The sequence below is a fragment of the Leclercia sp. GLN_9 genome (assembly GCF_043105735.1).
GTDB classification, from domain to species: domain Bacteria; phylum Pseudomonadota; class Gammaproteobacteria; order Enterobacterales; family Enterobacteriaceae; genus Enterobacter; species Enterobacter adecarboxylatus.
The window spans coordinates 46431-59800 of record NZ_JBICLV010000024.1 but is presented as its reverse complement, the minus strand read 5'-3'; the positions used below and the strand labels follow the sequence as shown (position 1 = coordinate 59800).

General features: G+C 60.1%; 11 protein-coding genes and 3 pseudogenes. 8 read left to right on the top strand and 6 right to left on the bottom strand.

Annotated elements, in window-relative coordinates:
- The 3 genes and pseudogenes from ACF8PE_RS16785 to sul1 all read right to left on the bottom strand — a co-directional run.
- A pseudogene (locus ACF8PE_RS16785) lies at positions 1 to 497 on the bottom strand (IS6-like element IS6100 family transposase); the annotation flags it as partial.
- A 506-nt stretch (positions 498 to 1003) separates the two neighbouring features.
- A complete protein-coding gene (locus ACF8PE_RS16780; protein ID WP_000376623.1) occupies positions 1004 to 1504 on the bottom strand; it encodes a GNAT family N-acetyltransferase in 501 nt (166 codons plus the stop codon).
- 127 nt (positions 1505 to 1631) lie between these two features.
- Positions 1632 to 2483, bottom strand: a complete 852-nt coding sequence (gene sul1, locus ACF8PE_RS16775; protein ID WP_000946487.1) for a sulfonamide-resistant dihydropteroate synthase Sul1 — start codon at positions 2481 to 2483, stop codon at positions 1632 to 1634.
- A 101-nt stretch (positions 2484 to 2584) separates the two neighbouring features.
- Between sul1 and intI1 the strand changes: the two genes are divergently transcribed.
- From intI1 to ACF8PE_RS16760, 3 genes are all read left to right on the top strand, one after another.
- Positions 2585 to 3598 (top strand): class 1 integron integrase IntI1, encoded by a 1014-nt coding sequence (intI1, locus tag ACF8PE_RS16770; RefSeq protein ID WP_000845054.1) that lies wholly within the window; start codon positions 2585 to 2587, stop codon positions 3596 to 3598.
- A 305-nt stretch (positions 3599 to 3903) separates the two neighbouring features.
- Positions 3904 to 4461, top strand: a complete 558-nt coding sequence (locus tag ACF8PE_RS16765; RefSeq protein ID WP_001162012.1) for a recombinase family protein — start codon at positions 3904 to 3906, stop codon at positions 4459 to 4461.
- 2 nt (positions 4462 to 4463) lie between these two features.
- Positions 4464 to 7436, top strand: coding sequence for a Tn3 family transposase (locus ACF8PE_RS16760; RefSeq protein WP_001138073.1), 2973 nt, complete (start codon positions 4464 to 4466; stop codon positions 7434 to 7436).
- 20 nt (positions 7437 to 7456) lie between these two features.
- Here ACF8PE_RS16760 and ACF8PE_RS16755 read toward each other — a convergent pair.
- A pseudogene (locus ACF8PE_RS16755) lies at positions 7457 to 8962 on the bottom strand (Tn3 family transposase); the annotation flags it as partial.
- A 159-nt stretch (positions 8963 to 9121) separates the two neighbouring features.
- On the opposite strand from ACF8PE_RS16755, the gene ACF8PE_RS16750 reads away from it, so the two are divergent.
- The 4 genes from ACF8PE_RS16750 (at position 9122) to ACF8PE_RS16735 (ending at position 10888) form a co-directional block, all read left to right on the top strand.
- On the top strand, positions 9122 to 9412 hold the full coding sequence (locus tag ACF8PE_RS16750) for a nucleotidyltransferase family protein (protein ID WP_061351476.1): 291 nt from the start codon (positions 9122 to 9124) through the stop codon (positions 9410 to 9412).
- Positions 9409 to 9798 carry a DUF86 domain-containing protein gene (locus ACF8PE_RS16745; RefSeq protein WP_061351475.1) on the top strand — a complete coding sequence of 130 codons (390 nt, stop codon included), beginning with the start codon at positions 9409 to 9411 and terminating at the stop codon, positions 9796 to 9798. Before ACF8PE_RS16750 ends, ACF8PE_RS16745 begins: the two co-directional genes overlap by 4 nt.
- A gap of 150 nt (positions 9799 to 9948) precedes the next feature.
- Positions 9949 to 10308 carry a cupin domain-containing protein gene (locus ACF8PE_RS16740; protein WP_061351474.1) on the top strand — a complete coding sequence of 120 codons (360 nt, stop codon included), beginning with the start codon at positions 9949 to 9951 and terminating at the stop codon, positions 10306 to 10308.
- A gap of 22 nt (positions 10309 to 10330) precedes the next feature.
- Positions 10331 to 10888 (top strand): recombinase family protein, encoded by a 558-nt coding sequence (locus ACF8PE_RS16735; protein WP_061351473.1) that lies wholly within the window; start codon positions 10331 to 10333, stop codon positions 10886 to 10888.
- A 35-nt stretch (positions 10889 to 10923) separates the two neighbouring features.
- On the opposite strand, the pseudogene ACF8PE_RS16730 reads toward ACF8PE_RS16735, so the two are convergent.
- A pseudogene (locus ACF8PE_RS16730) lies at positions 10924 to 11799 on the bottom strand (IS5-like element ISKpn26 family transposase); the annotation flags it as partial.
- 53 nt (positions 11800 to 11852) lie between these two features.
- Here ACF8PE_RS16730 and ACF8PE_RS16725 point away from each other — a divergent pair.
- Positions 11853 to 12164, top strand: a complete 312-nt coding sequence (locus ACF8PE_RS16725) for a hypothetical protein (RefSeq protein WP_024191312.1) — start codon at positions 11853 to 11855, stop codon at positions 12162 to 12164.
- Between the two features lie 89 nt (positions 12165 to 12253).
- On the opposite strand, the gene ACF8PE_RS16720 is transcribed toward ACF8PE_RS16725, so the two are convergent.
- A complete protein-coding gene (locus ACF8PE_RS16720) occupies positions 12254 to 13339 on the bottom strand; it encodes an iron-containing alcohol dehydrogenase family protein (protein WP_001148851.1) in 1086 nt (361 codons plus the stop codon).
- Positions 13340 to 13370: the final 31 nt, after the last annotated feature.

Genomic DNA, 13370 nt, shown 5'->3' with positions numbered 1-13370 from the left:
TACTTCACCTGCCGGTGGGCCGTCTCCCGGTCCAGCTTTCCTTCGCGCTTCAATTCGGTGATCGCTGCACCATAGCTCGGCGCTTTGTCGGTATTGAGCGTGGCAGGCTTTTCCCAGTGCTTCAGGCCTCGCAGGGCCTTGCCCAGGAACCGCTTCGCTGCCTTGGCGCTGCGGGTCGGCGACAGGTAGAAATCGATCGTGTCGCCCCGCTTGTCGACTGCCCGGTACAGGTAGGTCCACTTGCCCCGCACCTTGACGTAGGTTTCATCCAGGCGCCAGCTCGGATCAAAGCCACGCCGCCAGAACCAGCGCAGCCGCTTCTCCATCTCCGGGGCGTAGCACTGGACCCAGCGATAGATCGTCGTATGGTCGACCGAAATGCCGCGTTCCGCCAGCATTTCCTCAAGGTCGCGATAGCTGATCGGATAGCGACAATACCAGCGCACCGCCCACAGGATCACATCACCCTGGAAATGGCGCCACTTGAAATCCGTCATCGTTCCGTCCGTCCAATCTCCGCCAAGCATGCTCAAGCTTCACGATTTTTGCAACAGAGCCCACACGAGTATTGAGCATAGTCGAGATTGGTGCAGATCACTTCTGATATTGAACTGTCAGGAGCTGGCTGCACAACAGCCATTACGCCCAATCAACTGGTGCAGTCGTCTTCTGAAAATGACATTTGGTATCTCTCATAAACGGATGTTTTTGAGAGAACTATCTTCGGCCTTCACACGCACGAAAGGCGGCGAAGCTCCGCCGTTAATCCGTCCGCCGGAGATCTCGCCCAGGCAGGCTGAAGGCCGAGCAAGCCTGACAGGCCCGAAAAGCCCGGCACGGGCGTCGGCGGCGATGACGGCGGCGGCATTATCCAGGGTTGATGATGGAAGTGGAGGATATCGACAACCTCTCGCGCAACCAAGACATCGCGGTCGGACTGCAAGTGATCTTGAAGCCACGGGCCCGTCCCACCCCGACATGGACCTCGATGCCCGAACGGACGTTAGATTTCGAGTTCTAGGCGTTCTGCGATGAAGGTTGGATCCCAGCCGGGATTGAAAGTGTCGACGTGGGTGAATCCGAGCCGCTCGTATAGGCCACGCAGGTTCGGGTGGCAGTCGAGCCGCAGCTTGGCGCACCCCTGCGTTCGCGCGGCATGGCGGCAAGCCTCGATCAGCGCGGAGCTGACACCCCGGCCCGCATGTGTCCGTCGCACCGCGAGCTTGTGCAGATATGCGGCCTCCCCCTTGAGGGCGTCGGGCCAGAACTCGGGATCCTCGGCCGACAAGGTGCAACAGCCGACGATGCCGTCGCTGCAACTCGCGACTAGGAGCTCGGATCTCAGGACGAAGGTCTCCGCGAATGTCCGGTCGATCCGCGCGACGTCCCAGGCGGGCGTTCCCTTGGCGGACATCCACGCCGCAGCGTCGTGCATCAGCCGCACAACCTCGTCGATATCACCCGAGCAGGCGACCCGAACGTTCGGAGGCTCCTCGCTGTCCATTCGCTCCCCTGGCGCGGTATGAACCGCCGCCTCATAGTGCAGTTTGATCCTGACGAGCCCAGCATGTCTGCGCCCACCTTCGCGGAACCTGACCAGGGTCCGCTAGCGGGCGGCCGGAAGGTGAATGCTAGGCATGATCTAACCCTCGGTCTCTGGCGTCGCGACTGCGAAATTTCGCGAGGGTTTCCGAGAAGGTGATTGCGCTTCGCAGATCTCCAGGCGCGTGGGTGCGGACGTAGTCAGCGCCATTGCCGATCGCGTGAAGTTCCGCCGCAAGGCTCGCTGGACCCAGATCCTTTACAGGAAGGCCAACGGTGGCGCCCAAGAAGGATTTCCGCGACACCGAGACCAATAGCGGAAGCCCCAACGCCGACTTCAGCTTTTGAAGGTTCGACAGCACGTGCAGCGATGTTTCCGGTGCGGGGCTCAAGAAAAATCCCATCCCCGGATCGAGGATGAGCCGGTCGGCAGCGACCCCGCTCCGTCGCAAGGCGGAAACCCGCGCCTCGAAGAACCGCACAATCTCGTCGAGCGCGTCTTCGGGTCGAAGGTGACCGGTGCGGGTGGCGATGCCATCCCGCTGCGCTGAGTGCATAACCACCAGCCTGCAGTCCGCCTCAGCAATATCGGGATAGAGCGCAGGGTCAGGAAATCCTTGGATATCGTTCAGGTAGCCCACGCCGCGCTTGAGCGCATAGCGCTGGGTTTCCGGTTGGAAGCTGTCGATTGAAACACGGTGCATCTGATCGGACAGGGCGTCTAAGAGCGGCGCAATACGTCTGATCTCATCGGCCGGCGATACAGGCCTCGCGTCCGGATGGCTGGCGGCCGGTCCGACATCCACGACGTCTGATCCGACTCGCAGCATTTCGATCGCCGCGGTGACAGCGCCGGCGGGGTCTAGCCGCCGGCTCTCATCGAAGAAGGAGTCCTCGGTGAGATTCAGAATGCCGAACACCGTCACCCTGCTGCGTAACATCGTTGCTGCTCCATAACATCAAACATCGACCCACGGCGTAACGCGCTTGCTGCTTGGATGCCCGAGGCATAGACTGTACAAAAAAACAGTCATAACAAGCCATGAAAACCGCCACTGCGCCGTTACCACCGCTGCGTTCGGTCAAGGTTCTGGACCAGTTGCGTGAGCGCATACGCTACTTGCATTACAGTTTACGAACCGAACAGGCTTATGTCAACTGGGTTCGTGCCTTCATCCGTTTCCACGGTGTGCGTCACCCGGCAACCTTGGGCAGCAGCGAAGTCGAGGCATTTCTGTCCTGGCTGGCGAACGAGCGCAAGGTTTCGGTCTCCACGCATCGTCAGGCATTGGCGGCCTTGCTGTTCTTCTACGGCAAGGTGCTGTGCACGGATCTGCCCTGGCTTCAGGAGATCGGAAGACCTCGGCCGTCGCGGCGCTTGCCGGTGGTGCTGACCCCGGATGAAGTGGTTCGCATCCTCGGTTTTCTGGAAGGCGAGCATCGTTTGTTCGCCCAGCTTCTGTATGGAACGGGCATGCGGATCAGTGAGGGTTTGCAACTGCGGGTCAAGGATCTGGATTTCGATCACGGCACGATCATCGTGCGGGAGGGCAAGGGCTCCAAGGATCGGGCCTTGATGTTACCCGAGAGCTTGGCACCCAGCCTGCGCGAGCAGCTGTCGCGTGCACGGGCATGGTGGCTGAAGGACCAGGCCGAGGGCCGCAGCGGCGTTGCGCTTCCCGACGCCCTTGAGCGGAAGTATCCGCGCGCCGGGCATTCCTGGCCGTGGTTCTGGGTTTTTGCGCAGCACACGCATTCGACCGATCCACGGAGCGGTGTCGTGCGTCGCCATCACATGTATGACCAGACCTTTCAGCGCGCCTTCAAACGTGCCGTAGAACAAGCAGGCATCACGAAGCCCGCCACACCGCACACCCTCCGCCACTCGTTCGCGACGGCCTTGCTCCGCAGCGGTTACGACATTCGAACCGTGCAGGATCTGCTCGGCCATTCCGACGTCTCTACGACGATGATTTACACGCATGTGCTGAAAGTTGGCGGTGCCGGAGTGCGCTCACCGCTTGATGCGCTGCCGCCCCTCACTAGTGAGAGGTAGGGCAGCGCAAGTCAATCCTGGCGGATTCACTACCCCTGCGCGAAGGCCATCGGTGCCGCATCGAACGGCCGGTTGCGGAAAGTCCTCCCTGCGTCCGCTGATGGCCGGCAGCAGCCCGTCGTTGCCTGATGGATCCAACCCCTCCGCTGCTATAGTGCAGTCGGCTTCTGACGTTCAGTGCAGCCGTCTTCTGAAAACGACACCATGTGCAAACGATGTCAGAATAGAGTTAAATTTCCTATTGATTGACATATTCCGTCAAAGGTAATAGATTTCATCCTGACACTTTTGCCTTTGGAGGCATCTTGCAAGGTCAACGCATCGGCTATGTCCGCGTCAGCAGCTTCGACCAGAACCCGGAACGGCAATTGGAGGGTGTTCAGGTGGCGCGGGTGTTCACCGACAAGGCTTCTGGCAAGGACACCCAGCGTCCCGAGCTGGAAAGGCTGCTGGCCTTCGTCCGCGAGGGCGACACCGTGGTGGTGCATAGCATGGACAGGCTGGCACGCAACCTTGATGACCTGCGCCGCATCGTCCAAGGGCTGACACAACGGGGCGTGCGCATGGAGTTCGTCAAAGAAGGGCTGAAGTTCACCGGCGAGGACTCACCGATGGCCAATCTGATGCTGTCGGTCATGGGAGCCTTCGCTGAGTTCGAGCGCGCCCTGATCCGCGAACGTCAGCGCGAGGGAATCGTGCTGGCCAAGCAGCGCGGTGCCTACCGGGGACGAAAGAAATCGCTGAACAGCGAACAAATTGCCGAGTTGAAACGGCGAGTTGCGGCAGGCGACCAAAAAACCTTGGTGGCCCGTGACTTCGGCATCAGCCGCGAAACCTTGTACCAGTACCTGCGGGAAGACTGACCATGCCACGCCGCTCAATCCTGTCCGCCACCGAGCGCGAAAGCCTGCTGGCACTGCCAGATGCCAAAGACGAACTGATACGGCACTACACGTTCAACGAAACCGACCTGTCGGTGATCCGTCAGCGTCGCGGCGCCGCGAATCGATTGGGCTTCGCTGTGCAGCTTTGCTACTTGCGATTCCCTGGCACCTTTTTGGGCGTCGATGAGCCTCCGTTTCCGCCCCTGTTGCGCATGGTGGCCGCGCAACTCAAGATGCCAGTGGAAAGTTGGAGCGAGTACGGCCAGCGCGAACAGACACGGCGGGAGCACTTGGTCGAGCTGCAAACGGTTTTTGGGTTCAAGCCCTTCACCATGAGCCACTATCGGCAAGCCGTGCATACATTGACCGAGCTGGCCTTGCAGACCGACAAAGGCATCGTGCTGGCGAGCGCACTTGTCGAGAATCTGCGGCGGCAGAGCATTATCCTGCCCGCCATGAATGCCATCGAGCGCGCAAGCGCCGAGGCCATCACCCGTGCCAACCGACGCATTTACGCGGCGCTGACCGATTCTTTGTTATCACCCCACCGTCAGCGCCTGGACGAACTTCTCAAGCGCAAGGACGGCAGTAAAGTGACGTGGCTGGCATGGCTGCGCCAGTCGCCTGCCAAACCGAACTCTCGCCACATGCTCGAACATATTGAGCGCCTGAAATCCTGGCAAGCACTTGATCTGCCCGCAGGCATCGAGCGGCAGGTTCACCAGAACCGCCTGCTCAAAATCGCTCGTGAAGGTGGCCAGATGACGCCTGCTGATCTGGCAAAGTTCGAGGTGCAACGACGCTATGCCACGCTGGTAGCGCTGGCCATCGAAGGCATGGCCACCGTCACCGATGAAATCATCGACCTTCACGATCGCATCATCGGCAAGCTGTTCAACGCGGCCAAGAACAAGCATCAGCAGCAGTTCCAGGCTTCCGGCAAGGCGATCAACGACAAGGTGCGGATGTATGGGCGCATCGGTCAAGCGTTGATTGAGGCCAAGCAAAGCGGCAGCGATCCGTTCGCCGCCATCGAGGCCGTTATGCCCTGGGACACCTTCGCCGCCAGCGTCACCGAAGCGCAAACATTGGCGCGGCCTGCCGACTTTGATTTCCTGCACCACATCGGTGAAAGCTATGCCACGCTACGCCGCTACGCGCCGCAGTTCCTGGGCGTGCTCAAATTGCGGGCTGCGCCCGCCGCCAAGGGTGTGCTCGATGCCATCGACATGCTGCGCGGCATGAACAGCGACAGCGCGCGCAAGGTGCCCGCCGATGCGCCAACCGCATTCATCAAGCCGCGCTGGGCAAAGCTGGTTCTGACCGACGACGGCATCGACCGGCGTTACTACGAGTTATGCGCCCTGTCGGAGCTGAAGAACGCGCTGCGCTCCGGTGATGTCTGGGTGCAGGGTTCTCGCCAGTTCAAGGACTTCGACGAATACCTGGTGCCGGTCGAGAAGTTCGCCACTTTGAAGCTGGCCAGCGAATTGCCGCTGGCAGTGGCCACCGACTGCGACCAATACCTGCATGACCGGTTGGAATTGTTGGAGGCGCAACTCGCCACAGTCAACCGCATGGCTGCGGCCAACGACTTACCGGATGCCATCATCACCACCGCGTCAGGCCTGAAGATCACGCCGCTGGACGCGGCAGTACCAGACGCCGCGCAAGCCATGATCGACCAGACAGCTATGCTGCTGCCGCACCTCAAAATCACCGAGTTGCTGATGGAGGTCGATGAATGGACGGGCTTCACCCGCCACTTCACACACCTGAAGACCAGCGACACGGCCAAGGACAAAACCTTGCTGTTGACGACGATCCTGGCCGACGCGATCAACCTGGGTCTGACCAAAATGGCCGAGTCCTGCCCTGGCACCACCTACGCCAAGCTGTCTTGGCTGCAAGCCTGGCACATCCGCGATGAAACCTATTCGACGGCGCTGGCCGAGCTGGTGAATGCGCAGTTTCGGCAACCCTTCGCCGGCAACTGGGGTGACGGCACCACGTCATCGTCGGACGGCCAGAACTTCAGAACCGGCAGCAAAGCAGAAAGCACTGGTCATATCAACCCGAAGTATGGAAGCAGTCCAGGACGGACTTTCTACACCCATATCTCCGACCAGTACGCGCCCTTCAGTGCCAAGGTGGTCAACGTGGGCATTCGTGATTCAACTTACGTGCTTGATGGCCTGCTGTACCACGAGTCGGACTTGCGCATCGAGGAACACTACACCGACACGGCAGGCTTCACCGATCACGTGTTTGGCTTGATGCATTTGCTGGGATTTCGCTTCGCGCCGCGTATCCGTGACTTGGGCGAAACCAAGCTATTCATCCCCAAGGGCGATGCCGCCTATGACGCGCTCAAGCCGATGATTAGCAGCGACAGGCTGAACATCAAGCAAATACGCGCCCATTGGGATGAAATTCTGCGGCTGGCCACCTCCATCAAGCAAGGCACGGTAACGGCTTCGCTGATGCTGCGCAAACTCGGCAGCTACCCGCGCCAGAACGGCTTGGCCGTGGCGTTGCGCGAGCTGGGGCGCATCGAGCGCACGCTGTTCATTTTGGATTGGCTGCAAAGCGTGGAGCTGCGCCGCCGCGTCCATGCGGGGCTGAATAAGGGCGAGGCGCGCAACGCGCTGGCCAGGGCGGTCTTCTTCTACCGATTGGGTGAAATCCGCGACCGCAGTTTTGAGCAGCAGCGCTACCGGGCCAGCGGCCTCAATCTGGTGACGGCGGCCATCGTGTTGTGGAACACGGTATATCTGGAGCGTGCCACCAGTGCTTTGCGTGGCAACGGCACGGCGCTGGACGACACATTGTTGCAATATCTGTCGCCGCTGGGGTGGGAGCACATCAACCTGACCGGCGATTACCTATGGCGCAGCAGCGCCAAGGTCGGTGCGGGGAAGTTTAGGCCATTGCGACCGCTGCCACCGGCTTAGCGTGCTTTATTTTCCGTTTTCTGAGACGACCCCAGGCTGGCGAACTTCGCGGGCGGCACCAGGTAGTCCTCGAAGTCCTTGAACTGGCGTGAACCCTGCACCCAGATGTCGCCCGAGCGCAGCGAGTTCTTGAGTTCCGACAGTGCGCACAGCTCGTAGTAGCGCCGGTCGATACCGGCGTCGGTCATCACCAGCTTCTGCCAGCGCGGCTTGATGAAGTTGGTCGGTGCATCGGCGGGCACCTTGCGGGCGTTGTCGCTGTTCATGCCGCGCAATACCTCGATGGCATCGAGCACATCCTTGGCGGCGGGCGCTGCCCGCAGCTTGAGCACATCGAGGAATTCCGGCGCGTAGCGGCGCAAGGTGGCGTAGCTCTCGCCAATACGGTGCAGGAAATCGAAGTCATCGGGCTGCGCGAGCTTCTGCGCCTCGGTGACGCTCTCGGCGAAAGCGTCCCAGGACATGACAGCCTCAATGGCGGCGAACGGATCGCCGCCGTTCTGCTTGGCCTCGATCAGCGCCTGCCCGATGCGGCCGAACAGCCGCACCTTGGCATTGATCGCCTTGCCGGACGCCTGGAATTGCTGCTGATGCTTGTTCTTGGCGGCATTGAACAGCTTGCCCAAGATGCGGTCGTGCAGGTCGATGATTTCGTCGGTGACGGTGGCCATGCCCTCGATGGCAAGCGCCATCAGGGTGGCGTAGCGCCGCTGCGGCTCGAACTTCGCCAGATCGGCGGGCGTCATCTGGCCACCTTCGCGGGCGATCTTGAGCAGGCGGTTCTGGTGAACCAGCCGCTCGATGCCTGCTGGCAGGTCGAGCGCCTGCCAGGCTTTGAGACGTTCGATATGTTCGAGCATGTGCCGCGAATTCGGCTTTGCCGGTGACTGGCGCAGCCAGGCCAGCCAGGTCGTCTTGCCGTTATCCCGGCGTTTGAGCAGATCGTCGAGGCGGCGGCGATGCGCGTCCGACAGCGGTTCGGCCAAGGCATCGTAGATGCGCCGGTTGGCGCGGGTAATCGCCTCGGCACAAACGCGCTCGACAACATCCAGCGTCGGCAAGATGATGTGTCGGTGTCGCAGAGCGTCGAGGACGCTGCTGGCCAGCACGATGCCCTTGTCGGTCTGCAAGGCCAAGTCGGTCGTGGCATGGACAGCCTGCCGATAGTGCGCCAGGCCGAACGGCTCCATGCCCAGGTACGTCCGCAGTTCGAGCAGGTGTTCGCGCCGGGTTTCCTCCCGCACGGCATACTGCGGCCAACACGTCGCGTCGAGTCGCAGTTGCCGTCCGATCCATTGCAGCAGAGGAACCGGCACGACGGCATCGGGCAGTAGGCCCTGACCGGGGAAGCGCAGTAAGCACAACTGCGCCGCGACACCCAGGCGGTTGGCGTCGCCGCGCCGCTGGCGGATCAGTGACAGGTCAGGCTCGCTGAACGTGTAGTGCCGGATGAGTTCGTCTTGGGTATCTGGCAACGCCAACAGACTGTCGCGCTCTGCGGCGGAGAGGATCGAACGGCGGGGCATGCGGTTTCCTTCTTCTTGAAAACGTTGGTTTGTGACAAGTCCGCCAAGGCAGCCGGCGCGGCACGGGAAATCAAGGCATTGCGCTTCTCGAAAATAGTTCTTGAAATTCTATTCTTGATTGCATATCATCTCAACGAGTTTCGATAAGAAAGGATGCCCATGCGACCCTCCGTTGTGCTTGACATGAAGCGAAGCGCAGTGCGTGAAGCGGTAGGCCGCTTCCGCACCGCGAACCCGCGCGTCTTCGGTTCGGTGCTGCATGGCACCGACCACGATGGCAGCGACATCGATCTGCTGGTCGATGCGCTGCCTGGTGCGACGCTGTTCGACTTGGGTGGTCTGCAAGTCGAGCTGGAATCGCTACTCGGCCTCCACGTCGATCTGCTGACCCCCGGCGACCTGCCGCCGAAGTTCCGGGCCAAGGTACTCGCGGAGGCGCAGCCGGTATGAGCGAGAACCACCGACTACCCGACTACCTGGACCACATGCAGCAGGCCGCAGCCGATGCCTGCGGCTTCGTGGAGGGCTTGGCCAAGGAGGATTTCCTTGAGGACAAGCGAACCCAACAGGCCGTCATCATGAGCCTCATCATCATCGGCGAGGCCGTCACGAAGGTGATGGATGGCTATGCCGAGTTCGCCCAGGCGCACGGGCAAGTGCCGTGGCGCAATATGCGCGGCATGCGCAACCGCATCGCCCACGGCTACTTCGACATCAACCTCGATGTAGTGTGGGACACCGTGCAGGCAGCACTACCTGAGTTGCTCAAGCAACTGCCCGCCGTGCGTCAGGATGCTGACGACGAAGACTGCAACGACTATGGGATGGATCCATGATGGAATCATGAAAGCCATCAGCGAGCGGCTGGAGCAACGCGAGAAGCAGGGCCTCGTTATCGCTTGTATCGCCGACATCTTCTCCGCGTAGGCCCTTGGCTCTGGCGTGTAAAAGAGTTTCCGTATACGTATGAAATGGAGGTTGTCACTATGTCTATTGCAGCAAGAATATTTGCGATTTCGGAGTTTGCCCGCCCATCTGATGGCGAGCCTATTCGATCGGTGGTGCTTGAAACTGAAGAGTCCACAATCGTTGTTTGGCATGTTCGTCCAGGGCAAGAAATTGCCGCTCACGTTCATCCCCACGGTCAAGACACTTGGACTGTTCTTTCTGGTTCTGCCGGTTACTACCAAGGAAGCGGTGTGGTTACCAAGATCCAGGCCGGAGAAATTGCCGTAGCGAAACCTGGGCAGGTTCACGGAGCCATGAACACCGACTCGAAGGAATCCTTCATCTTCGTTTCCGTCGTGGCTCCAGGCAATGCTGGCTTTGCCTTGGCTGAAAAATGATTGACCGGGCACGAGACAAGCCATGTTGATCGGCTATGCGCGCGTCTCGACGCAGGATCAGAATCTTGAACTGCAACGCGAAGCCTTGACCAAGGCTGGATGCCAGAAGGTCTTTGAGGACAAGGTGAGCGGCACGCGGGCCGACCGTCCGGGCTTGGCCAAGACGCTCGAAATGCTGCGCGAGGGTGACACCCTGGTGGTTTGGAAGCTGGATCGCCTGGGGCGCAGCGTCAAACAATTGGTCGATCTGGTCGGCGAACTGCACAAGCAGGGCGCCCAGTTCAAGAGCCTGACTGACGCCATCGACACCGGAACGCCCTCTGGCCGGTTCTTCTTCCACGTCATGGCCAGCCTCGCCGAAATGGAACGCGAGCTGATAGTCGAGCGTACCCGCGCCGGATTGGATGTCGCTCGTCAGCTTGGCCGCAAGGGCGGTCGCAAGCCCAAGATGACCGACAGCAAGATCGAGTCGGCCAAGAAGCTACTGGCCAGCGGCGTGCCGCCCAAGGACGTGGCCAAGAACCTCGGCGTGTCCGTTCCTACGCTGTACCGGTGGGTGCCGGCCTCAGCGCAGGCTTAGCGTACGATTTTTTCCGTTTTCTGAGACGACCCCTATCTGGCTTTCACGAAGCCGAACTGCCGCTTGATGATGCGAAACGGGTGCTCCACCCTGGCACGGATGCTGGCTTTCATGTATTCGATGTTGATGGCCGTTTTGTTCTTGCGCGGATGCTGCTTCAAGGTTTTTACCCTGCCGGGACGCTCGGCGATCAGCCAGTCCACATCCACCTCGGCCAGCTCCTCGCGCTGTGGCGCTCCTTGGTAGCCGGCATCGGCTGAGACAAATTGCTCCTCTCCATGAAGCAGATTACCCAGCTGATTGAGGTCATGCTCGTTGGCCGCGGTGGTGACCAGGCTGTGGGTCAGGCCACTCTTGGCATCGACACCAATGTGGGCCTTCATGCCAAAGTGCCACTGATTGCCTTTCTTGGTCTGATGCATCTCCGGATCGCGTTGCTGCTCTTTGTTCTTGGTAGAGCTGGGTGCCTCAATGATGGTGGCATCCACCAAAGTGCCTTGGGTCATCATGACGCCTGCTTCGGCCAGCCAGCGATTGATGGTCTTGAACAATTGACGGGCCAGTTGATGCTGCTCGAGCAGGTGGCGGAAATTCATGATGGTGGTGCGATCCGGCAGGGCGCTATCCAGGGATAATCGGGCAAACAGGCGCATGGAGGCGATTTCGTACAGGGCATCTTCCATGGCACCGTCGCTCAGGTTGTACCAATGCTGCATGCAGTGAATACGCAGCATGGTCTCCAGCGGATAGGGCCGTCGGCCATTGCCCGCCTTGGGATAAAACGGCTCGATGACAGCGGTCATATTCTGCCATGGCAGAATCTGCTCCATGCGGGAGAGGAAAATCTCTTTTCGGGTCTGACGGCGCTTAGTGCTGAATTCACTATCGGCGAAGGTGAGTTGATGGCTCATGATGTCCCTCTGGGATGCGCTCCGGATGAATATGATGATCTCATATCAGGAACTTGTTCGCACCTTCCCTGGAGCACCTCCACCAACAAGGGATTATCCAGCCCCATCCTGCCGGTGAGGTTGCTCTGTCCGCCGCCGAGTTTGAAGTGGAGAACCCGTACGCCACAGCCAGGCGCTGGAGCGCGCTCTTCGACCTCCCGATGACAACGCGCGCGGGCAATCCGGCGCTGCGTATTGGCGATAAGTATTTCCAGTTCAATCAAGGGAACAGCAACGCGCTGGTGCAACTCGATTTTCTCACCGACACGGCGGCGCTCAAGGGTCAAACCATTTTGGTGGGCGAAGGGCGTTATGCGTTTCACTGACTCACAATGGGCACCTGCGCGAACGAAGACCGACAACAGGGAAACAGCGTATTCACGTTTTCCACCATCGGGATACGCTGCTGAGGGTACTACAACAACCCGGCCTGATGTTCCACACGCGCAATGGCGCTATACAGTGCGCCCGCTGTGACCGGAGCCGGCATGTTCGCCATATCCGGCGCATGCAATGCCATATCAATAATCCCCGCCAGTTCCGTGCTGTCCAGTTCAGCAATTTCCCGCAGGCTGAGCGGGATAGCGCACGCGCGGGCCAGGCCAATGGCCTCCAGCAATTCCTCATCGCTGCGGTTCTCCAGCGCCAGCAGGCAAAGGTTGCCAAATCCCACCAATAAGCCATGACCAAATTCGCGGGTTTTATCGCATACGGTAAACCCCTCATAAATTGCATGAGCGGCAGCAGCATGTGCCCCACTGCTCATTAATGAGGTCAGTCCGGCAAACATAAATATCGCATCCAGTACTTGCTCCAGCGCAGCATCGGGCACCCCTTTGCGAACTGCATCGCAGGCGGCGGGGCCGTGGGTATTGATCAGGTCATAGCAGATACGGCTGTTGGCAATGGACGCCCGGGCGATACCGCTGTGATTGTCCAGCCCGGCGCTGATAGCGCGAAACTCGTACCATTTCGCCAGTGTATCGCCAAGGCCTGCCGCCAACCAGCGCAGCGGCGCGGCGGCTATGATTTCTGTGTCAATAATCACCACAGCAGGCGCCTGATTCAGTGGAAAGAGATCCCGAAAATGGCCGTCATCGTGATAACGGACAGTGAGTGGCGTCACCGCCGCGCAGGTTGCCGCAATGGTTGGCACGGTGACCACCGGGACACGGGTCTCCACGCCCACGGCTTTACTGGTATCCAGGGCTTTTCCCCCACCCACGCCAATGACCAGGTCTGCGCCGGTGGCCTGCACCACTTGCGCCAGACGATGAATATGGCTTTCGCTGCACACGCCGCCAAACCACTCCCGGCCAACCACCGTCACCGATGATGCCGCCAGTTGATAGCGGATATGCGCTTCCACCGCCGCCAGGCCACTATGGCCGCCGATAATCAGCGCCCGTGAACCCAATAATCCGCAGACCTCACCGATACGCGAAACCGCACCTGCGCCACGCAGGATCTGCGCCGGGAAGATAATATTTTGTGCCTGCATAACTGATGCTCCGTGATAACGATGGTGTACA